Origin of the sequence: Polynucleobacter sp. MWH-Svant-W18, assembly GCF_018687495.1 — a bacterium.
Lineage (GTDB): Bacteria > Pseudomonadota > Gammaproteobacteria > Burkholderiales > Burkholderiaceae > Polynucleobacter.
This window is the reverse complement of record NZ_CP061293.1, coordinates 1740779-1763414: the sequence shown is the minus strand read 5'-3', so window position 1 is coordinate 1763414 and position 22636 is coordinate 1740779. Positions and strand designations below refer to the sequence as shown.

Sequence of the window (22636 nt, the reverse complement as noted above, 5' to 3'; positions counted from 1 at the left end):
GGTCAGCCTTAGCAGCCAAGCTGATTACCGCTCAGCTACTAGAGGATGACTTTGCTTTACTGGCGCGCTTGGGTTTTGCGGCTGACTTAGTGGCAGCGCTAGCGCCCGCCCGTTTCTTTGCGGGAGCCTTAGCTGCACCTGGAGCCTTAGCCTCAAACTCGAAACCAATTTTGCCATCTGCACCCAGGGCTAAATAGGCCTTAAATCCACGACCTGTTCTATTGGATTTGAAGTTGGTCAACAAGTCAGTTTTACCTTCTTTAAGTAATTTTTGAACCTGCTCGACTGCAATTTCTTGTTGTAAAACCACTTTGCCTGTTTTGAAATCGCAGGTTTTACTTGGGCCGGTATTGTTCTCACAAACATAGCGCATGCCATCTTCATAGACTGCGCCAGAACATTTTGGGCAAACTCCTAAAGCTTGGCGACCGGTGAAATCTACGGCCTCAGTTTCTTCATCTTGAGTATTGCCAAAGTCAAACTCTAGTTTGAAACCTGCATTTGGATAGTCTGCATCATCCTCTGGGATTTCACTTAATTTGATAATGGCTGCAAATGGGCGCCCCATTTTGCTACGGAATCCCTGCAAGGGTCCAATGGTTTTCTCGCGCAGCAATTCTTCAACCTCAGGATATTCAAAGGCACGTCCACCGGGAGTTTTACTGATAGTGAATCCACACTTCTCACAAGCAAAGCGGCGATAGTTTTCTTTAACGGGGCCCTTGCAATGAGGACAAGGCGTGCTCATGGTGGCGTAATCGCCCGGAATGGTGTCGCTGTCGTATTCTTTGGCGCGTTTCACAATGCGCTGAGTCATCTGCGCAATTTCTTGCATAAAGGTGTCGCGATTCATCTTGCCCTGCTCAATGAGCGAGAGCTTGTTTTCCCAGTTACCAGTCAAATTTGGTCGTGTTAATTCTTCAACATCGAGCCCGCGCAACAAAGTCATTAACTGAAACGCCTTTGCGGTTGGGATGAGTTCACGCGCTTCACGCACGATATATTTTTCAGCAAGCAAACCTTCGATGATCGCGGCTCGAGTGGCTGGTGTACCTAAACCCTTTTCTGCCATGGCTTCGCGCATCTCATCATCATCAACCCATTTGCCAGCGCTTTCCATTGCAGACAATAAGGTTGCTTCGGTGTAGCGCGCAGGAGGCTTGGTCTTTAAGGGGACAGCCGCTATTGAATCTGTTTGTACCGATTCACCCTCTTGAACGGGCACAAGCTCATCATCAGCCTGATTTGATTTGCCATACACAGTGAGCCAGCCTGGATTAACCAAGACACGACCTTCGGTTTTGAAGTGATGACCAGAGACTTCAGTAATGCGGGTGGTGACGCGGAACTCAGCAGCAGGGTAAAAGACTGCCAAGAAGCGACGAACTACTAGGTCGTACAACTTTGCTTCAGGCTCGCTTAAGTTCTTAGGCGTTTCTAGGGTTGGAATGATCGCAAAGTGATCAGAAATCTTTGAGTTATCAAAGATGCGTTTATTTGGCTTAATCCAACCATACCCCCCTTTTGCTTTGGGATCTTTAGGGTCGCCCTGCAAGATTTGTTTTGCAAATGCACGATAGTCTTGTGAGTTCTCTGCCAAGATTTCCATGGTTTGCTTGACGGTGTCCAGGTAGTCCTCTGGCAGTGCTTTTGCATCCGTACGGGGATAGGTTAAAACCTTGTGACGCTCATAAAGCGCCTGTGCAATACCAAGTGTATTTTTTGCAGAAAAACCAAAGCGCGCATTTGCCTCCCGCTGCAAACTGGTAAGGTCAAATAGCTGAGGGGCAAGCTGTGTTGCAGGTTTGGCCTCTTCGGTGACAGCCGCTTTTTTATCGCGGCAAGCAGCAACAATACTTTGTGCAGCAGCTTCGCTCCAAAGGCGATTCTCGCGTGCATCGGGTTCAGTAACATCTTTCTTGAATTTAGGATCAAACCAGCGGCCTTCATAAACGCCACCCGCCGCAATAAATTCAGCTTTGACTTCCCAGTAGTCTTTAGAAACGAACTTACGAATCAGCTCTTCGCGCTCAACTACGATCGAGAGTGTAGGTGTTTGAACGCGCCCAACAGTAGTTAAAAAGAAGCCCCCGCTCTTGCTATTAAAAGCAGTCATTGCACGAGTACCGTTAATGCCCACCAGCCAGTCTGCTTCAGAGCGACAGCGCGCTGCGTCAGCCAACGGTTGCATGTCTTCATCGGAGCGCAAACTTGCGAAGCCATCACGTATCGCAGCCGGCGTCATAGACTGAAGCCACAAGCGCTGAATCGTCTGGGATGCTTTTGCATGCTGTGCGATCAAGCGGAAAATAAGCTCGCCTTCGCGTCCCGCGTCACACGCGTTAATTAGAGAATTGATGTCTTTACGCTTAATGAGTTTTTGTAAAACCTTAAGACGTGATTCAGTTTTAGCAATGGGGCGCAAATCAAAATAAGGCGGCACAACCGGCAAATTAGCAAATGACCATTTGCCTCGCTTTACGTCATACTCTTCGGGAGCTGCAATCTCTAATAGGTGGCCAACAGCAGAGGAGATCACAAAGTTCTCGCTCTCAAAATAGTCCTCGTGTTTGGTAAAGCCGCCCAAGGCCTTGGCAATGTCATTTGCTACCGATGGTTTTTCGGCAATGATGAGTGCTTTCGGGTGATCCACGGAAGAGGTCTTGGAGCTGCTTTTGGTAGATGCTTTAGCCACGCGTTTGCCTAAATTTGAGCCTGAAATGATGTTTTTAATAGGAAAAAAGATGAGCAATTTAAACCAAATCAGGCTTTGGTCGATTGCTTACTCCTTTTTTATTATTAACCGATAAATTGGGAAAAGTCCAAAAAGCCTGTTTTTTCACCATAAAAGCTACTATTTATCAGGCAAAGATTAACCAAAACCGCCTGTATATATAGGGTTTTAGGACAATTCTCTTAAAAAATAAGCTCTTCCAGCACATCTTTGGGGGTTTTTATGAGCTTTGCCCCTTGCTGAATCAGCAGATTGCACCCAACCGAATGGGGGCCCCAAATAGATCCCGGGACGGCAAAAACCTCCCGTCCTAGCTCTGCTGCCAGGCGGGCAGTAATTAAGGAGCCAGAACGTTCTGCCGCCTCAATCACGATAACCCCAAGCGAGAGTGCAGCAATGATGCGGTTCCGCTTTGGAAAGTGGAACGCTCTAGGCGGCGTTCCGGGCGGCAATTCGGAGAGCAAAAGGCCTTGCTTTGCGATGGTTCTAGCCAAACGGAGATGTTCGCGGGGGTAAATGACGTCAACCCCCGTCCCACAGACGGCCATGGTGCAGTGATTGGGTCCCAGGCTAAGGGTTGCATGATGTGCCGCACCATCGATCCCTCTTGCAAGGCCGGAGATAACTAATAGCCCTGCATGGGAAAGCGCTTGGGCAAAATACCTCGCGTTGCCCAAGCCTTCCGGGCTGGCATTGCGAGATCCAACGACCGCAACCATGGGCATTTTGAGTAAATCACGATCCCCATCAATATAGAGGTGTTGTGGCGGGTCACATAAATCAGTCAGGCGTAGCGGGTAGCATTTGTCCCTACGGTCAATTCGGAAACGAGAGTTTGGTGCCAGATTTGTGCGCATCATATGATTTTCAGCCTTGGTTCAATGGGTGCAATTGGGACAGACTGATTGCTCTGTTGGATAATTCCTATATGGCCTTGTTAAATGTCCTTTGTTATCCAGACCCACGCTTACATAAGGTTGCAAAACCCGTTGCGCAGGTAGATGCTCGCATCAAAAAAATTGTCGCTGATATGGCCGAGACAATGTATGAAGCCCCTGGCGTCGGCTTAGCTGCGACCCAAGTAGATATTCATGAGCGAATCGTGGTGATCGACGTGTCTGATGATCAAAATGAGTTAATGGTTTTTATTAACCCCGAAATTGTTTGGTCAAGTTCAGAGAAAAAATCTTGGCGTGAGGGCTGCCTGTCAGTGCCCGAGTATTACGATGAGGTTGAAAGGCCAGCTCAAGTTCGAGTTAAGGCTATAGGCATAGATGGTAAAGAGTTTGAACTTGAAGCGGATGGGCTATTGGCTGTGTGTATACAACACGAGTTAGATCACCTGCAAGGAAAAGTATTCGTCGAGTACTTATCGATTCTGAAGAGAAATCGAATTTCATTAAAGATGAAAAAGCGCGCAAAAGAATTAGTAGGTCAGCGCTAAGCGCCCAATGAAAATTGTCTTTGCTGGAACTCCCGAGTTTGCTGCACAAGCAATGCGTGCAATTCATGCTGCAGGTCATGAAATCGTCTTAGCCTTGACTCAGCCGGACCGCCGTGCTGGTAGGGGTATGCACCTGCAAGCTAGCCCGGTTAAAGAATTTGCGCTAGAGCATGCTATTCCTGTGCTTCAGCCAGAAACACTAAAGCGCAACAGCGCTGATCCAGAAAAACAAGCGCAGGCACAAGCAGCATATCAAGAGCTATTAAAAATAGATTTTGACGCCATGGTTGTAGTTGCTTATGGCTTGATCTTGCCGCAGGAAATCTTAGATATTGCCCATGGCGTTGGCAGACATGGAAGCTTTAATATTCATGCATCTTTATTGCCCCGTTGGCGCGGTGCAGCGCCTATTCAGCGAGCAATTGAATCTGGCGATAGCAAAACGGGGGTGTGCATTATGCAAATGGATGCTGGGCTGGATACCGGCGATACCGTGCTCATAAATGCCCTAGAAATTTCTCCCGATGAAAACAGCAGCACCTTGCACGATCGTTTAGCCACATTGGGAGCAAGATCGATTGTTGCTGTGCTGAATCATTTGGAAGCCGGCGAAAATGTAATATGCACCCCTCAAGAAATTGAAGGAGTTACCTATGCCGAAAAAATACTCAAGAGTGAAGCAGAGATCGATTGGAGTTTGAGTGCTGTCGAAATTGATCGTCGTATCCGTGCCTTCAATCCCTTTCCTGGCGCTACTAGCCATGCCGGCGATACGACAATGAAATTTTGGAACTCCCGCATTCCTAGGGCCTTTGATCTCACTAAGGCTGCGGTTCCAGGAGCTGTTTTGGGCTTTGGCGACGAAGGTGCCTACATTCAGTGTGGTGAAGGCGTTTTAGAGGCATTGGAAATGCAAAAACCAGGCGGCAAAAAAACCAGTGCAAAAACGTGTTTGCAAACACTGCACAGCCCAGATGGCCAAATTTTCTTTTGCAGAAAAGTCTAAATAGTTTGGCTGATAACAAAACATCGCTACCTCTATCTGAAGCAATGACTATTGCTGCGCAGGCTATTGGCGAGGTAATGACTGGCCGATCGCTTACTGAGGTATTGGATGAGCTTGAGCCTCATGAGCGGCCCATAGTGCAGAGCCTTAGCTTTGATGCCTTGCGTAAATGGGTGCGCTCACACGAGTTGATTAAACAATTTATACCGAAGACGCCACCACCAGAGGTAGAGCATTTATTGAGCGTTGCGATTGCGCTGTTTTTAAACGAGAACGCTGAAGGCAAAGGATATGCGGCCCACACCATTGTTGATCAAGCAGTGAGAGCTTGTGGTGAATACGATCAAACCATGTATGCCAAGGGCTTGGTGAATGCGGTCCTACGCAAGGTTGGCCTATTGGTGGAGCCGCCAGCAGGGGAAAGGCGCTACCCTCCCGACCCTATCCCCATGTTCGTTCCCCCTTGGTGGCGGGCTAATTTAAAGCGCAATTATTCGAAGTCTTGGCAATCGATTTTATTCACTCAGGCAAAACGTGCACCATTGATATTGCGCGTAAATCAAAGACAATATTCCCGAGAGCAATATCAGGCACTATTGAATGAGGCTGGAATCTTAGCAAGTCCAATTGATTCCGTTGCGGGAGTCAATTTGTCATCAGCGCTTCTGTTGCCAAACCCCGTACCTGTTTCAGAGTTGCCTGGTTTTTATGGTGGCGCAGTATCAGTTCAAGACGCTGGCGCCCAAATTGCAGCGGGTTTACTTAATCCACAGTCAACGGACCGAGTGTTAGACGCCTGTGCTGCGCCTGGTGGAAAAACGGCGCATTTGCTTGAGCTAGCCGATTGTGAGATGGTGGCTCTAGAGCTCGATGGTGAGCGTCTTGGCAAAATTGGGGGCAATCTAGACCGCTTGCGCTTAAATTCTCCAAAAATAAAAGTAGTTCGAGGCGATGCCTCAAAAACGGCTTGGTGGGATGGGGCACTTTTCGACAAAATTTTGCTCGATGCGCCTTGTTCTGCTTCAGGCATTGTTGCAAGGCATCCAGACATTCCATTTTTAAGGCGCGAGGCAGATATTCGGGCTCTGCAGGAAAAGCAGCGCGGGATTTTGGAGCAGGCATGGAAAATGCTCAAGCCCGAAGGTTTGCTGCTTTATGTCACTTGTTCGGTATTTCCGGAAGAGGGAGAGGCGCAGGCCAATTGGTTTGCTGCCGAGCACAGCAATGCTGTACGATTAAGCGCTCCAGGACAGATTCTGCCAACGAATATTAGCGATGGTTTCTTCTATGCTTTGTTTAAGAAAAATGGGCAATGAGCCAAAGAATTAAACAATTCATCTTTCTATGCTTGATGGCGCTCAGTGTTTTTGCAGGCAGCGCTAGCGCAGAGGGAATCAAAATTAAATCTCTTGAGTTAGAGAGAGTTGAGAATGATTGGCTTTTGAATGCCGCTCTTCAGATTGAGCTTTCACCGGGACTAGAAGACGCAGTTAAAAAGGGTGTGGTCTTGTATTTTCAAACGGAGTTTGAGTTAACGCGCTCGCGTTGGTACTGGTTTGAAGAGAAGTCGGCCCTTGCTCAAAGACAGACCCGCTTGTCTTATCAGCCTATTACTCAGCAATACCGAATTTCATCCGAAGGTTTTACCTTTTCAGCAAAAACCATTGCTGAGGCCTTGCAAGCGGTTGGAATTATTGGTGGTTGGCGAGTAATAGATAACAATCAATTAGATACAAGCAAGTCTTATACGGCTGGCTTACGCATGACTCTTGACTTGAGCAAGTTGCCGAAGCCTTTCCAGGTGAATGCGTTGAATAATCGTGATTGGAATGTTTCCAGCGAATGGCTGCGTTTCCCCTTTTCGCCAACTGGCCCCAACATCGTTAAGCAATGAAGCCCCCATTTACCTTAAAGCTTTTGCGCAAGAGGGCAACCTCAATTGCAATTGGGGTCATTGGTATATTTGCTCTATTGCTTTTAGTGCTGTTATCGATCGCATCTTCTAATACAGAATTTTTTGATAACTACTACATTTGGCTCTATGCAGCCAATATGATCATTGGGGCTTGTCTCATCCTCGTCATTGTGATCCTGGCTGCAGTTATTGCAGTTCGCTGGTATCGGGGTCACTTTGGAACGCGCTTAATAGCAAAGCTAGCCATGATTTTTGCCTTAGTAGGCATCGTGCCGGGCTTAATTTTGTATGGCGTTTCTCTTCAGTTCGTCTCCAAGAGTATTGAAACTTGGTTTGACGTCAAGATTGAGTCAGCACTGAACTCTGGCCTCGAGTTAGGGCGTGTAACTTTACAGGTTGCCCAAGAAGAGATTTTGGCTGAAGGAAACTTTATTGCTGAGCAAATCACCCAGGTTCCCTCCGGCACCAGCGCGGAACAAGTCGGTGCAATGGTGATGAAGACTCGCAATCAGTTTGGCATTCAAGAGGTTAGCCTCTTTAATATGCAGCGTAACGTAATCTTAACTAGTGAAACAAAGCTTAAAAATTACGTGCCACCCCCTACTCCAGACGTGGTAGCAGAGGCATTTAAAAAGAAGGGCATTACTTTTTTAGATCCAATTGAGCTGCAAGGGGGGCAGCGCGGCTATCGAGTGAGGGCGATTGTGCCGATCGTGCGCAAAAAATCCGCTCAAGGTAAATTTGACTCTAACAAAGACGCGGAAGATAAATATTTTTTGCAATTGGTCCGCTATATTCCAGTTCCATTGGCGAAGAATATTTTTGCAGTGGAGTCTGCTTATAGCGAGTACCAAGAGAAGTCTTTGGGGCGCACGGGTTTACGCAAAATGTTTGTGGGTACTTTGACGCTCACACTATTTTTTGCAGTGTTTGTTGCAATTACTTTAGCGCTGCTATTGGGCCGCCAGCTGGCGCGCCCACTTCTGATGTTGTTAAAAGGAACACAAGCAGTTGCCCAGGGTGATTTGTCACCTAAACCCGAGTTGGATACGGGGGATGAGCTAGGAATGCTCACGCGCCAATTCAACGTCATGACAAGACAGCTCGCTGATACCCGTAGCTCTTTGCAAGAATCAAAGGCGTTCTTGGAAAAAGTGCTGGGTAGTTTGACTGCAGGGGTTTGTATCTTTGATAAAAAATACAATGTGGTGTCGAGTAATGCTGGCGCCGACCGCATTTTTGGACAAGACCTGACTTATTTAGATGGTAAGCCCTTAAGTAGTTGTGCTGGCTTGATGGAGTTTGAGGAAGCCGTCAAAGAGGGCTTTGCAACAATGAAGTTAGCGGTTACAAGTGGAGAGACTCAGGACACTACACAAATCAGCCACCAAAAAGTCCCCGTTTGGCAAAAACAAATTCAGCTGCACACTACGAATGAATTTGAAAACGAGCTTGGGGTTACTTTATTCGTGAGGGGCACTGAGCTGACATCTGAGTTGCGGATGGTCGTATTTGATGACATTACCGATGTGGTGAGTGCACAGCGCTCAATAGCTTGGAGCGAAGTTGCTAGACGTTTGGCGCATGAGATTAAAAATCCGCTTACACCGATTCAGCTATCAGCTGAGCGGCTTCAGCATAAGTTGGCTGGTAAGTTAAGTCCTGAGCAGGAAGAAATGATGAACCGCAGCACCGAAACCATCATTGGTCAGGTGCAGGCCATGAAAGAAATGGTGAATGACTTTAGGGATTTTGCGAAAACACCAACCCCACAATTAAGGCCGGTTTCTATCAATGCGCTCACTACAGAAATTTTAGGTCTCTATGAGGGCAGCCCTCTGCGCACGCAGTTAGATGCACATTGTCCTGACATCATGGGAGACCCAACTCAATTAAGACAGGTTATTCATAATCTTTTGCAAAATGCACAAGATGCCACGCTCGAGGGGTCCCATCCTGGAGAGCCAGTTGAGGTAAAAACCGAGTTGGTTCCTTATGGGGAGCACAATGGCATAGAGCAAAAAGCAGTGCGTTTAACAATAAGTGATTCTGGAGTTGGATTTACGGCTAAGATATTGGCAAGAGCATTTGAACCCTACGTCACAACGAAGACTAAAGGTACTGGATTAGGTTTGGCGGTTGTTAAAAAAATCATTGACGACCACTCTGCCAAAATTGAAATACGCAATCGTATGCGGGGAACAGAAGTGGTAGGTGCACAAGTGTCAATATTGTTTATGAATCTAGCAAAAGAGGCGGCCTAAGAATGGCTAGTATTTTGGTTGTTGATGACGAGATGGGAATACGTGAGCTTCTCAATGAGATTCTGACGGATGAGGGCCATACTGTATATGCCGCTGAAAGCGCTGTGCAGGCTCGCACCATTCGAGAGCAAATGCGACCAGACTTGGTTTTGCTAGATATTTGGATGCCAGATACCGATGGCATCACTTTATTAAAAGAGTGGTCGAAAACAGGACAGCTCACCATGCCAGTAGTGATGATGTCCGGTCATGCCACGATTGATACTGCGGTTGAAGCTACCCGCATTGGCGCTCTCAATTTCTTAGAAAAGCCGATTGCCTTACAGAAGCTTTTAAAGACGGTGAGCAAGGCGCTTGAAATCTCACCAAAATATGTTGAGCCCCAAGCAGAAAGGGCAGTTCAATCTAATGCTAACGTAGCGCCCACTCCAAAACCTGTGAGCAATGAATCTCATGCGGCACCGCTTGAGGGTGAGTTCATTAGTGGAATTGCCAAAACCTATTTCGATCTACCCTTGAGAGAGGCCAGAGATCTTTTTGAGAAAGCCTATTTCGAGCATCAAATGCAAATCATGGGTGGCAGCATGACCAAGATTTCGGAATACACCGGTCTTGAGAGAACCCATTTGTACCGCAAGCTCAAAGCATTGGGGATCGATACTTCACGCAATAAGGGCGAACAATAAAGTCACCAGCGAATCATCCTGAATATGGTGATGATTCTTTTGTGAAGCCTGACTACATAAATTGATGCCCCATCAGGCCTTGCTCTTTATTTTTTGAAATTATTCCCATGGAAATTAAGGTCAACTTTCTCGACAAGTTCCGTTTAGAAGCCAAGTTTGACGACTTCACGGTGATTGCGGACCAGCCTATACGTTATAAGGGGGATGGCTCTGCTCCAGGCCCTTTTGACTACTTCCTTGCGTCATCGGCTTTATGCGCAGCATATTTTGTCAAGTTGTATTGCGACACTCGCAATATTTCTACTGAACATATCCGCCTTTCCCAAAACAATATTGTTGATCCCGAAAATCGCTACAAGCAAATTTTTAAGATTCAGGTTGAACTGCCCGAAGATATTTCCGCTCATGATCGCCAAGGGATTTTGCGTTCCATCGAGCGTTGTACGGTTAAAAAAGTGGTGCAAGAGGGCCCAGAGTTCGTCATCGAAGAAGTAAAAAACCTCGATGCAGATGCTCAAACTTTATTGACCCTAAGGCCTGACGTAAATGCGAATACGCATATCGTAGGCAAGGACCTGCCGCTGGAGCAAACGATTGCCAATATGTCCGGCCTATTGGCAAATCTGGGAATCAAGATAGAAATTGCCTCTTGGCGAAACATCATTCCTAACGTTTGGTCTTTGCATATCCGGGATGCACACTCGCCTATGTGTTTTACCAACGGCAAAGGGGCAACAAAAGAGAGTGCCCTAGCCTCGGCGCTAGGCGAATATATTGAGCGGCTCAGCAATAACCATTTTTATGCGGGCACATTCTGGGGTGAGGACATCGCCAATAGTGAATTTGTGCATTACCCAAATGAACAATGGTTTAAGCCGGGTAGCAAGGATGCAATACCAGCAGAAATTCTTGATGAGTACTGCTTAAAAATCTTTAATCCAGATGGTGAGTTGCGCGCTTCGCACTTAATCGATACCAACTCAGGTAATGCGCAGCGCGGCATTTGTTCTTTACCTTTTGTGCGGCAGTCGGATGGTAAGACGATATATTTCCCAACAAATCTTGTTGAAAACCTGTATGTCAGTAATGGTATGAGCGCTGGAAATACATTGGCCGAAGCCCAGGTGCAATGTCTTTCAGAGATTTTTGAGCGAGCAGTCAAACGTGAAATTCTGGAAGGGGAAATTGCACTCCCAGATGTGCCTCATGAAGTGCTTGAGAAGTACCCCAGTATTCTTGCTGGCATTCGAGGGCTTGAAGAGCAAGGCTTTCCAGTTCTAGTAAAGGACGCATCGCTGGGCGGAATCTATCCAGTGATGTGCGTTACTTTAATGAACCCACGGACGGGCGGTGTCTTCGCCTCTTTTGGCGCGCACCCAAGCTTTGAGGTGGCGCTAGAAAGAAGTTTGACCGAGCTACTTCAGGGCCGCAGCTTAGAGGGCCTTAATGATTTGCCACCACCGACTTTTGCAAGTGAAGCGGTAACTGAGCCTAATAACTTTGTTGAGCACTTTATTGATTCCAGCGGCATCGTGTCATGGCGTTTTTTCAGTGCGAAGTCTGATTACGAATTTGTTGAGTGGGATTTCACGAGCAAGACTGAAAATTCCAATGTAGGGGAAGCTGAAAAATTATTTGGCATTCTCAAAGATATGGGTAAAGAAGTCTATGTCGCAGTACATGATCAGCTGGGCGCTATTGCATGCCGAATCTTAGTGCCTGGCTATTCCGAGGTGTATCCAGTCGAGGATCTGATTTGGGACAACACCAATAAGGCCTTGCTATTTCGAGAAGATATCTTGAATCTGCATGACCTCGATGATGCACAACTCATTGCGCTACTTGAGCGTTTAGAGAACAACGAGTTAGATGAGTACGGAGATATTGCAACATTAATTGGCATCGAGTTTGATGAGAATACCCCTTGGGGGCAATTAACAGTTTTAGAGTTAAAACTTCTTATTCATCTTGCATTAAAGCAGTTCGATGAGGCCCATGAATTGGTGGGCGCATTCTTGCAATATAACGATAATGCCGTAGAGCGTAGATTGTTTTATCAGGCATTAGATGGGGTGCTTGAAGTTCTCCTAAGTGAAGATTTAGATCTGGATGACTATGAAGCGAACTTCCGACGAATGTTTGGTAATGAGCGGATGGATGCTGTCATCGGCTCAGTAAGTGGCGATGTGCGCTTTTATGGCCTGACCCCAACTAGCTTAGGGCTGGAAGGGCTTGATAGACACCATCGTTTAATCGACAGTTACAGAAAATTGCATATCGCCCGCTCCAAGAATCAAACAAATGCTGCTTAGACCCTTTTTTAGGTCAAAGCGCAGTTTCATTTATAATCCCAAGTCTTGGCCTGGTAGCTCAGTCGGTAGAGCAGAGGATTGAAAACGTAGGATAGAGGACTAAAACAGTTCTGCACATTAGGTCTAAGCTGGTTGCGACCAACCGCCCTACAAGCACCGAATCTCGTGGCTCGCAGCGGTTTCAAATATTTCCCAAATGGCATCCGCAGCGTTGAGTTGGCGTGGTATTTTGTGTTCTAGTTAGAATAAAAAAGTTAAGCGTCTAGTTACGAGACGCTTGAATTAAGAAACAAGCCCCCACAAAATTTAAAGCCATAGATATAAAAAATACTTGACTTTAATTCCATATATTTTTCTCGCTTCTTTTATTTGTTAAATAAAAATCAGTTTTACTTTAATTCGCTAAATTCTTAAAATAGAGGTTAAGCATTAAGAGGCAGTTTTCCATTCTTGAAAAAAACTGCGCTAAGAAAAGGAAAAAAATGTCGTCCATTTATCCTGCAACGAAACTAGTATTAGATAAGACTAAAGACAGGCAAACATATTTGTGGAAATGGACACAAGAGCTCAAGCAAACTATTGGAGCATCTTTTCCTGAAGACAGATGGGAGCTTCTTGGACACGGCTTAGTCGTAGAGGGAGAAGACGCTGATGATTGTGAACAATCCATCAGATTGATAAGTGAGCAATTAAATATTGGGTTTCAATATTTAAATTCCACGCAGATATTTGATATCGAAGATCTGGTTGGTAAAAACTTTTCTTATCCAAAGATAGTATTCATAGAATCTGGTGATTGGATTCAATCTTCTAGTAATGATGACGAATCACTCCAAAAGCAAAAAAAAACCACTGAATTTCTTAAAAATTTGGTTGGTAAACCCATTGTTTGTGTTTTAGTTTCTGACAGTTATGCAGATATTGCGACTTGCTTTAGGTATCAAGGGATCTTCGATCGCCATCTGCAGTGGATGGAGCCAACGCCAGAATTCATCGGGCAAGACCTAATAGACTTGGTTGGTACTGAAAAGTTTGATATCTCGATATTGAATTCAATGAATAGGCTGGGGTGCATTCTATGTTCTGATTTTCCAGTTTTCAGAAGGATTGGTATGCTGGCATCAGCCTTAAAGCGTATTGCCCATTTTCAAAACAGGCAAATACAGTGGCAAGATATTTACCGCCTCGTTACAAGTGGAACTGGGGATGGATATGAGTCCACTAGAAATAAACACGATTTACAGATTGCCGTTCACGAAGCGGGACATGCACTCGTCACGATTTTAGAATCGGGAAATAAAAATATTCCTGAGATTGCAACTATTCTCCCTGGTAAAGGGTATGTTGGCATAGTTGTAGAGGACTATCAGCGTGCCTACGAGACTGAAGGACCTCTTTCATTTAAGGCGGCTTGCACCAAAATTCGGATCGCAATAGCTGGCAGAGCAGCTGAAGAATTAATTTGTGGACAACTTGAAGTCGATGTTCACTTGGCGCAAGACGATCTAAGGCGTGCATCACGAATTGCATTTGATTTAGTAACTAAGGGCGGATTTGATTGTGTGCACGGGGAGAAAGAGCTTTTAGGCTCCAATCTTTTCATCCCAGACCGAGAAGCGAGCAAGACTAATGATTATTATTCAAATCAAGCTCGCACTTTGCTGGAAAAGCAATACGAGGCTGTAAGGTTTTTGCTTACAGAGCATCGCGATAGCTTGGAGCTCATAGTTAACGAGCTATTAAATAAGAAGTTACTAACACATCAAGACTTCAGGGAAATGGGCTTCTCCAACAAGGAAAGTACATATTCCAAAAAGATTGCGCAATCAGCCCAATTGACCCATTAAAAAGTAAATTATTAATTTAAAGTTTAATTATTATCAATCTTGGAATGATAAAAAGCCTATTTAATTAACAAAAAAGGAACCACATGACTTCATTAAAAGACTTACCAAAAGAGGATGAATTTCACGGTATTAAGTTTATTCAATCAGAAACAATTGAAAATGAAGAGACTGGTGAAATTGAGACAAAAACTCGTGAAGTTAAAGTTGGAACCTACTCTCTTATGGGCTGGTGGAAAGGGATTCTCGGTAATGAGGATACGATTGATATTTCTGAAGACTCAGAAAATGCAACGCTTGCTTATACCTTAAACCTTAATGATTTGGATGATGATGTTGCCGAGGTCGTTTCCAGGGAGGCTCCAGTTTTTATTGAGGTAACCGAGCAATACTATCCAAACCATCCTTTGATAGTCTTTTATTGTTATCCAGCAGGGCTATCTGGCTTAAGTGATGATGAGACAGAAAACATGGCCACTTACATTGGAGAGGTAAATCTAAATGACATGATTCTTGGTAACTTCGAGATGAATGTCGATGAAGACGGAAGTGGAACAGTTCGCTATAAATCAAGTTTGTGCCTTAAAGGTATATCCGTTGGAAAGTCTGAGGCAATTGCAAGCTTTGTCGCCATGTCTGACGCACAACTACAAAAGGGTATTAGTGAAATAGTCAGAATGATGAGTGCATAAATTAAACAACGCTATTTTGCTAACCAAGTCAAAGCTTCTTTTAAACCTTCAATGCCCACGCAGGCTTTGGTTAGCTACGTATCGTCATGAGCTTGCTAAGCAGGATTCAGATAGTTTGATGCGAATAGCTGCTGGGGATGAAGTGGGCGCTTTAGCAAGAGAGCTATCACCAGAGGGTGAGTTTATTAGCACCAAGTCTTCTAAGGAGGCGTTGGATTTAACCGATGCGGTGATACGTAAATCTCCAAACCTTCCCCTATTTGAGCCCGCGTTTATTACTGATGACTTACTGGTTAGGGTAGATTTGCTATTCCCGCAGGATAAACATTACAAGCTAGTTGAAGTTAAATCTTCTACGTCGGTTAAGCCCTATCAATTTCAGGACGTAGCAATTCAAACGTGGGTACTGAGAAATGCACAGCCTAAGCCTGTAATGAGCTACCTAGCTCATATTAATAGTCAATTTGTGTATGGCGGAGACAATAATTACGATGGATTTTTAGAAGAGGTTAATCTCACCGATGAAGTAAAGAGCCTCGTTGATCTGGTCCCAGAGTGGCTAAGCGATGCCAAGAGCACAGTAGCATTAAAAAATGAGCCAGTAGAGATTAAAACGGGAGATCAATGCACCAAGCCTTTTGACTGTCCGTTTTATGAGCATTGCTCTTCTTTTGAGGAAAAAACGGAATACCCCATTGAGATATTGCCTTATGCGGCTAAGGTGGTTGAGCAATTAAAAATTGCAGGCTATAAAGATCTGCGAGAAGTGCCAGATGGTTTATTGGAAAAAGAAAGGCATCTTCGAGTTCATAGAGTTACAAAGTCAGGGATTGCAGAGCTAGATCCAGCCGCTAAGTTAACTATTGATGCCTTGGCTTATCCCCGTTTTTACTTAGACTTTGAAACCATAAGCTATGCCATTCCTAAAATTCCTAATACTCGTCCTTTTGCACAAATACCCTTTCAGTGGTCATGTCACGTTGAGAGTGATGAAGCCGCCATTGAGCATAAAGAATTCTTAGATACCGAGAGCCTGGATACTAGACGTAAATTTACCGAATCATTGATTAATGTGTTGGGTGGTTCTGGGACGATATTTGTCTATAGTAGTTTTGAGCAATCGAGGATTAGGGAGATGGGTCGACTATTCCCTGATTTACAGCCAAAGCTAAAAGAGATTGAAGAGAGACTTTTTGACTTATACAAACTCTCTAAGGAGCATTACTACCACCCGGATATGAAAGGATCTTGGTCGATTAAGAAATTGCTACCAACTGTCACAAATCTAAGTTACAAAGATTTAGCGGTGCAAAACGGTGGAATGGCACAAGAAGCCTACAAGCAGCTGGTTTCTGATGAAATGGCAGAAAAAGAAAAGCAGGAAATTAGAAAAAATCTATTGAAATATTGTGAACAAGATACGTGGGCAATGGTTGAGATAGTTAAGAGTTATAAAAAATAATGAATAAGAAAATAAAATTTTTTAATTTAAATATCAAGCATCCCTATGAAGGCTATAACATTAATGGACAGAGCCCTGCAGAATTTTGGTTGGCTAGCAAAAGAGCTCCAATTTTTTTTGGAGGCGATAGTGTTGAGCAAACTCTAAGTGGCAATTTTTCAGAAAAATTAAAGACCCAACAAAAAAATGAAGTTTTAAGATTTCTTAAAATCAATGAAGACTTAGAGGAAAAAAAATATGAAGTTCATATAGTCACCATAGATTCTGGAATGGTTTGGGTTTATAGGATGATAGGGAAGCCAAAGGAATGTGAAAAAATAAAATTTAAAAAACACAAGGGCGCCATGGTCGATCGGATAGATTGGCCCAAATACTTTGATATTGAATTGCTTTCTGAGCCAATGCCGGTTTCAAAGGTCCCATATATCCTTGCGAGTATGAAGGCAAACCCAGCTTTTTCCCGACGTACATTTGCGGAGATTGGAAAGAATGAAAAGTATTCTGGAAACATTGCTGCAATTCAATTTTTGACCAAGAAATGGCAAGATGGTTTTAGAGTTGATCCGCTTGATTGCCTCTCAAGCGTTGAGTTTGAGACTTTACTTGCAAAATTATTTGAAGATAAAAAATGCTTTGTGCCAGCATATAAGGGCGGCTTTTTTAAGGACATTGATTTCTTTGCAAGAGTTCCACCTGATTTCAATATGGATGGAATGGCAAAACCTACGGGTGAAGATATTAGTGTTCAAGTTAAATTAAAAATATCTAGCGTTGAAGATCAAAAAAATCTCTCTGAGTGGCTAGAGAAATCAAAATTACATTATTTAATTTCTCTTGATTCAATATGCCCTAATGTATTAAAAAAATATGCAGATACAGGTAATTATCTAATGCGCGATTGGGTTAGAGAGTCCATTCTTAGGTCAAGTGCTGTATCAGATTGGCTTGATGAATCTGTTAAATGGCTACCGAAAGAGAAGAGAATTTATTAATAATAGTTTTCTATGATTGGGGAGTATATGGCTAGGAAAGTAATAAAAAAAGAAATAATTAAGTGGCTTGAAGCTATTGGATGGGAGGAGAGGCCAGAGGAAAGGGAGGATGGAAAAGGCTCCAGTCTATCCTTTGGATATGCTGCAGGAGGCGAGTATGGTCTTGACTGCTTGTTAATCGCAGATGAGGCAGATGGGGATGAGGAGGGAATGTTGACATTGGTTGGCACAGTTAGATTTAGTATTCCTGAAAAGGCAACACAAGAAATTATCGATCTTTGTCTCCACTTTAGGAAAGATGAAGGAAATTTATATTTTTCTAAATCAGGAGTTTTAAATTATATTCATGCACGATCTATTGAGGCTTTGGAGAAGGGTGTTGAGGATATTGGTAGCGAGCTCAATAAGATGTTGGATGAAATGAGTGAATACATTGAGTTTCTGGCTCCATCAATAGTTGGCATTGCAAATGGTGAAATAGATTATGAGGGCGCTATAAAAATTCTAGAAAAAGGAAAAGAAAATATGAAAAATGAAAATTTTATTAATTCAGGCGATATTTGTATTGAGGCTTTGAAAAAGGTATTAGATGATGCTGGTTTTGCGCCATCATTAGATGATGATCAAGATCTATATGTCTCAAATGATCATATTGAATTTGGTACTTTCATGACATTTGATGCCGATACAAACCTACTTCAATTTCATACTTATGCTGGCGTTAAGCCAGGCGTGAGCGAGGTAGATATGTATAGCTTTATCAATTTACTGAATTCTACAATTGCTCGCCCTCAGTTTTTTGCAGCTGGATCAGAATCTGATGGTTTCTACCTTTACGGCAGATACTTTTTATCTACCCAGTTTGGTATTGATACAAAAGCATTTGTTACTACCTTAGAGAAATTTGCTGGCGCTTTTATGGCTGGAATGCGGCAGGATAAAGACGATATTTTCTTTGATTAATTTAAATAAAATTCCCTGTTTTGAGTTCCATCGGCATATGACACATTCATAGCGTTAAGTAGAAAAAATTAACTAAAAAAGTAAGAAGGGATATTTATGAGTGGCTATAGCGACGCAGAATTAGTAACCAAGTTGTCTAAAAGAATGAGTAAGGCGGTTGACAATAACGAAATTGCTCTGGAGTGCGAATTTAATTTAGGCTCTAATATTAATGAGAAAATCATTCTAGACTTATCTCAAGCGATGATCGATGGATTTGCAAATTATGAGCCAGACCCAAATGTACCCACTTTAATTAGATGCTCAATTCGCCATGAAAAGGATGATTTTTACAGAGAAAATTTTTATGTAATGAATCCTGAGGGATATATGCCGCCAGATGAAATTACGAGCTCAGAGATTCAACAATTGATGGAGCTTGTTGGAAAAGAGATTGCTCAATTTCAGAATGAAGGCAAAAAAGATTTAGACAAATATAAGGTGGCGTTTGATGTATTTGCCCTATATAAATCTTAACTTGTTAAATTTCTAAGATTGGATATGAAGCATGGCATCAATACTGAGTCTCACCGAGTTTTTTGAAAATAAATTAGAAGCTCCTATGGTCAATAATCGTTGGAGCTGGGGTGCAGTCAAGTCAGATGGATCCGCTGTTTATTTGTCCATTTGGCAAGATGAGATCAAGCGGGATGACCCTAAGGACCCAAAGTCCCCAACTTGGGTGGATGTTTTATGGGATGAAAAACTTTGGAGTGGAGTGAGTGAAGCGTCAACCGCTAGAAATGAAAGAATCAGACATATTGATTTGATTAAATCTGGCACTCCAGCCTATGCCTTAATCAAGATTGCGAAAGATCCCAAGACAATACCGAGAGAAATGAAGGAATTTAATTCGGACTATTTAATTGGGCTAAAAAATAAATTCAGATTAACTGAAGCTGGAATTTTGCAAGCAGAAATAGGCGAGAGATATCCTCTATAGGCTCTGAGCATTAATGTTCCACTGCTGAAGAAGGATTCATATGAGTACAACAGCAATAATTGAGTATCAAGCTGATAGTGGAGTTTGGCTTAGATTTGCAGATTGTGCTAGCCATCCTGCTGCCGTAAAGCGAATGCTTGATGCTTGTCTGAGTAGCCAAAGCTGGATTAAAAAGGCGCGAGCAATAGATAGCGATACCAAGCAACTTATTGATATGGCAATTAAATAATTCAGGCTACCCTCATCCTGTCAAGCCTCGTTAGATAGAGGATAGTTAATTACCTGTTCTAAATGGAACATATTTATTCGGCGTCTAGTTATGGGACGCTCAATGGCAGCTATCGGCCAATAAGAGACAGACATTAATTGCACTTAATGTATTTATTCTTATTGGCATCTACAAGGTAGCCATCAAATACTAGCAACGGATCAAATTGCTTTTCACCAAGAATTGCGAACTTGAATCCCTTGGGAGCTGCTTGATTAGCCCCGAACCAAGAGTAGGCTGTCATGAAGCGAAAGGTCTTGCCATTAACGGTCAAATCAACATCAGACGCAGTTCCATCCTTCTCAGGGTTGACTGGTCGGTACTCTAGAACAGTTTTGCCATGACAGTAAACAACACCCTGAGCCTTTTCTAGCGCTAAAACAGGTAAGGATATGCACAAATGTAGGGCGAATAGGACTCTAAACATATAAAATACCTTCAATTCTAATAATGATCTATCTGCATGAATATTAAGCTACTTACAGCATCCTGTTTAGCAGTCTTATTGCTTGGTTCCTGTACTACCTATCGCTACGAATATATTGCTCCGCACAGTGAGTCTGGAAAGACTTGTGCGGTCCAGTGCATGAATACTAAGAATGTTTGCTATAACGGTGCTCAAGCCCAAGCGCAAGCAAATGTAAATACCTGCCATCAGCAAAATAGCTTCAGCTATCAGGCTTGCGTAAACCGTGCGCAAAGTCATGATGACGTAAAAAAATGTAATCCTAATCCACAGTATTGTTCAGTCAATCCAAACTATTGGAATTGTGATGAATCCTACAGGCAATGTTTTGCCGCTTGTGGTGGCATAGTTAATGTTTATAAAAACGAGTAAATATAATGAAAATAAAATTACTGTCCCTAATACAAGCAGCATTGATTGCCTTTGGAGTTGGCTACGCCAATATCAGCTTAGCGGTATCTTGTACTGACAATACAAGCCCAACTGCTAACTGCACAAACTTGGTAATCAATTCAAATGCAGGTGTGCTTGTTAATGATTTTGCCATTAGTTCAACGGGGATCTACTCCGTGAGGGTTACGACTGGCGGAACATTTTCATCATTTATTAATAATGGAACAATTAATTCTGGCTCTACTGCTTCAGTTGCTATTGGTACTCCAGTAGGGAATTTTGTGAATAACGGGACGATTGGCAGCTTTACTGGTTCCGGTGGTGTTACCGTCGGGCCATCTGGCTCAATTACGACCCTAACTAATGCTGGATCCATAACGCCAACTGGGGGCAATGCTATTCAAAACCAAGCGGGGGGTTATATTGGATCGATCATCAATTCGGGAGTAATTGGATCTGGTTCCACTTATGGTATCGCCAACGCAGGGACAATCAACACTATCACCAATACAGGGAGAATCAGTGGTGGAGTAGAAGGAATCCAGAATGGAGGAACAATTGGGGTAATTAACAATTCAAATGGCTCCCTTTTTTATAACGGGAAACTTCCGGGTACATACAATGTAATCATTAATAGTCCAACTGATTATGGTCAGATACGTCTTCAATCGGGTTCTGGGACAATGGATTTTGGGATCGCTTCACAATCAACTATTCCACTCAATACAACTACCTATGGTTCAGTTTTGAATGGATTTTCTGCTTTAAATATCAATACAGCCACCACTACTGGCGCTTTTGTCGGCGGCCTGGTTACTACTTCATGGGTTTTAAATAATTCATCAGGAACTACTTGGGATTTACAAACAACTAAGACAGTCGCCGCATCGCCAGTAGTTGCTGGAAGTAGTGCCGGTACAAATTTAGCGTATGTATTTGCTGGCCAAGCAGCCAATGCCACTGTGCAATCCAATGGGGTAACAATAGGTTCAGCGGTCAGTGGTTTAACGCAAGCTCAAGTAAATCAGTTGCAAAACGTTCACGCTGAAGGTTACTCATCTAATATGACTATTGGACTTGAGCAAATGGCGCACATTACCAATACTGTAATGGACCGCATCCATGCACCAATGAGTGCATCACCATCCACCAAGGTTTATCAAGATGACGAAGGTCGCTATATCTGGGCTGATGCTGCGGCAGTTAAGGGAACAGTAAATAATTACAACAACCTTGCTGGCTTTGGATATAACTTGTATGACGTTATTTTTGGTGGTGACATTAAGCGCTCTAAGGATGGCGGATTCGGCGTTTTTGCAGGCACCGGTAGTACATCGATGACTGAGAGTCAGCAGGTTACTCAAAATTTCAACACAACGAACTTTTATGCTGGCTTATATGGTGCGCTCAATTTTGCTGAGCAAGTAAAGCTCTCTGGAGCTTTGGGATATATGTATGGCAGCACCAATGCCAATAGAAGCGCTCCCAATGTGGGAGATTTAGTCGGCGGTAATGCAACTAGCTCATTTAAATCTAATGGAGTATATGCAGCTGCAAAGCTGGCTAAAGCATATCAAGCTCAAAACTTTACTGTGTCACCATTTCTAGGAGCTTCTTACTCGCAGCTCTGGATGGGTGGCGCAAGTGAGCAGGGTGGTAATACCTTTAACTACGGTATTAATTCAGCAACCGCTTACACTGCAGTGACATTTGCTGGAGCAGATTTTATTTACCCGCTACTAAAGGGTACAAATGACCCACTGTCTTTAATTGGGTTTTATAAGTTTGGTTATGACTGGTATGCCAACAGCGCTTCAGCTCATACAGTGACAGCAACCACTTCCTTTAACGGCAATACCCAATCATTTGCTCAAGTCGGCGCTAACATGGGACCAGTTTCTAATATGGTGGGCTTGGGTATTCAAGGCGGAATTACGAAAGAAATTTCTGCACGCATAGGTGTTGTTGCCTCATACAACACATATGGTCATGAATACGGTGGTGGCGCTGAATTAAGGTTTAAGTTTTAAGTCTTTAACGGCTGCTTTGGGTCGTTAGCGGCCGCTCATATCAAGCCTCGATAGATAGAGGATTAGTTATCCTCTACGCAACGCTTACCGCAGACAGGATAGAAAATCCCCACCAAGCCGCAGGATCAATAGCTTTTTAGAAGAGTTAACCACAGTGGACACATTTAGACAGCTTAAAAACAG

At 43.6% G+C, this 22636-nt stretch carries 20 protein-coding genes; 17 read left to right on the top strand and 3 right to left on the bottom strand.

Annotation, left to right across the window (positions count from 1 at the left end; translation table 11 throughout):
* Window positions 1-31: 31 nt before the first annotated feature.
* Together C2757_RS08955 and dprA are read right to left on the bottom strand one after the other, a co-directional pair.
* Window positions 32-2695 (bottom strand): DNA topoisomerase III, encoded by a 2664-nt coding sequence (locus C2757_RS08955; protein WP_251366750.1) that lies wholly within the window; start codon window positions 2693-2695, stop codon window positions 32-34.
* A gap of 221 nt (window positions 2696-2916) precedes the next feature.
* A complete protein-coding gene (gene dprA / locus C2757_RS08950; RefSeq protein ID WP_251366749.1) occupies window positions 2917-3594 on the bottom strand; it encodes a DNA-processing protein DprA in 678 nt (225 codons plus the stop codon).
* A 68-nt stretch (window positions 3595-3662) separates the two neighbouring features.
* On the opposite strand from dprA, the gene def reads away from it, so the two are divergent.
* The 15 genes from def to C2757_RS08875 all read left to right on the top strand — a co-directional run bounded on the left by def (window position 3663) and on the right by C2757_RS08875 (window position 19525).
* The gene (gene def / locus C2757_RS08945) at window positions 3663-4178 is read left to right on the top strand and encodes a peptide deformylase (RefSeq protein ID WP_215374563.1); all 516 of its coding nucleotides are present in this window, start codon (window positions 3663-3665) and stop codon (window positions 4176-4178) included.
* A gap of 7 nt (window positions 4179-4185) precedes the next feature.
* Window positions 4186-5184: a methionyl-tRNA formyltransferase gene (fmt, locus tag C2757_RS08940; protein WP_215374561.1), complete on the top strand. Its 999-nt coding sequence runs from the start codon at window positions 4186-4188 to the stop codon at window positions 5182-5184.
* Window positions 5169-6500 carry a 16S rRNA (cytosine(967)-C(5))-methyltransferase RsmB gene (rsmB, locus tag C2757_RS08935; RefSeq protein ID WP_251366748.1) on the top strand — a complete coding sequence of 444 codons (1332 nt, stop codon included), beginning with the start codon at window positions 5169-5171 and terminating at the stop codon, window positions 6498-6500. The genes fmt and rsmB overlap by 16 nt, the downstream gene beginning before the upstream one ends.
* Window positions 6497-7078 carry a DUF4390 domain-containing protein gene (locus tag C2757_RS08930; protein ID WP_215374558.1) on the top strand — a complete coding sequence of 194 codons (582 nt, stop codon included), beginning with the start codon at window positions 6497-6499 and terminating at the stop codon, window positions 7076-7078. The genes rsmB and C2757_RS08930 overlap by 4 nt, the downstream gene beginning before the upstream one ends.
* Window positions 7075-9363: an ATP-binding protein gene (locus tag C2757_RS08925; RefSeq protein WP_215374555.1), complete on the top strand. Its 2289-nt coding sequence runs from the start codon at window positions 7075-7077 to the stop codon at window positions 9361-9363. Before C2757_RS08930 ends, C2757_RS08925 begins: the two co-directional genes overlap by 4 nt.
* 2 nt (window positions 9364-9365) lie before the next feature.
* On the top strand, window positions 9366-10049 hold the full coding sequence (locus C2757_RS08920; RefSeq protein WP_215374553.1) for a response regulator: 684 nt from the start codon (window positions 9366-9368) through the stop codon (window positions 10047-10049).
* 107 nt (window positions 10050-10156) lie between these two features.
* Complete coding sequence (locus tag C2757_RS08915; protein WP_215374550.1) at window positions 10157-12361, top strand: OsmC domain/YcaO domain-containing protein; 2205 nt, start codon at window positions 10157-10159, stop codon at window positions 12359-12361.
* A gap of 482 nt (window positions 12362-12843) precedes the next feature.
* Entirely contained in the window at window positions 12844-14208 is a 1365-nt protein-coding gene (locus tag C2757_RS08910) for a hypothetical protein (RefSeq protein ID WP_215374548.1), read from the top strand.
* A gap of 83 nt (window positions 14209-14291) precedes the next feature.
* The gene (locus C2757_RS08905) at window positions 14292-14897 is read left to right on the top strand and encodes a hypothetical protein (RefSeq protein WP_215374545.1); all 606 of its coding nucleotides are present in this window, start codon (window positions 14292-14294) and stop codon (window positions 14895-14897) included.
* Window positions 14890-16359, top strand: a complete 1470-nt coding sequence (locus C2757_RS08900; RefSeq protein ID WP_215374542.1) for a DUF2779 domain-containing protein — start codon at window positions 14890-14892, stop codon at window positions 16357-16359. Before C2757_RS08905 ends, C2757_RS08900 begins: the two co-directional genes overlap by 8 nt.
* Window positions 16359-17351 (top strand): hypothetical protein, encoded by a 993-nt coding sequence (locus C2757_RS08895; RefSeq protein ID WP_215374539.1) that lies wholly within the window; start codon window positions 16359-16361, stop codon window positions 17349-17351. The genes C2757_RS08900 and C2757_RS08895 overlap by 1 nt, the downstream gene beginning before the upstream one ends.
* A gap of 27 nt (window positions 17352-17378) precedes the next feature.
* A complete protein-coding gene (locus C2757_RS08890; RefSeq protein WP_215374536.1) occupies window positions 17379-18314 on the top strand; it encodes a hypothetical protein in 936 nt (311 codons plus the stop codon).
* A gap of 96 nt (window positions 18315-18410) precedes the next feature.
* The gene (locus tag C2757_RS08885) at window positions 18411-18830 is read left to right on the top strand and encodes a hypothetical protein (protein WP_215374533.1); all 420 of its coding nucleotides are present in this window, start codon (window positions 18411-18413) and stop codon (window positions 18828-18830) included.
* Window positions 18831-18861: 31 nt separating this feature from the next.
* Window positions 18862-19296 (top strand): hypothetical protein, encoded by a 435-nt coding sequence (locus tag C2757_RS08880; RefSeq protein ID WP_215374530.1) that lies wholly within the window; start codon window positions 18862-18864, stop codon window positions 19294-19296.
* A 40-nt stretch (window positions 19297-19336) separates the two neighbouring features.
* Window positions 19337-19525, top strand: coding sequence for a hypothetical protein (locus tag C2757_RS08875; RefSeq protein ID WP_215374527.1), 189 nt, complete (start codon window positions 19337-19339; stop codon window positions 19523-19525).
* A 133-nt stretch (window positions 19526-19658) separates the two neighbouring features.
* Here the strand turns inward: C2757_RS08875 and C2757_RS08870 are convergent, their stop codons facing one another.
* Entirely contained in the window at window positions 19659-19991 is a 333-nt protein-coding gene (locus C2757_RS08870) for a hypothetical protein (protein ID WP_215374524.1), read from the bottom strand.
* A gap of 36 nt (window positions 19992-20027) precedes the next feature.
* On the opposite strand from C2757_RS08870, the gene C2757_RS08865 reads away from it, so the two are divergent.
* Window positions 20028-20402 (top strand): hypothetical protein, encoded by a 375-nt coding sequence (locus tag C2757_RS08865; protein WP_215374521.1) that lies wholly within the window; start codon window positions 20028-20030, stop codon window positions 20400-20402.
* 5 nt (window positions 20403-20407) lie between these two features.
* Window positions 20408-22453, top strand: coding sequence for an autotransporter domain-containing protein (locus C2757_RS08860; protein WP_215374518.1), 2046 nt, complete (start codon window positions 20408-20410; stop codon window positions 22451-22453).
* The last annotated feature ends 183 nt before the right edge of the window (window positions 22454-22636 follow it).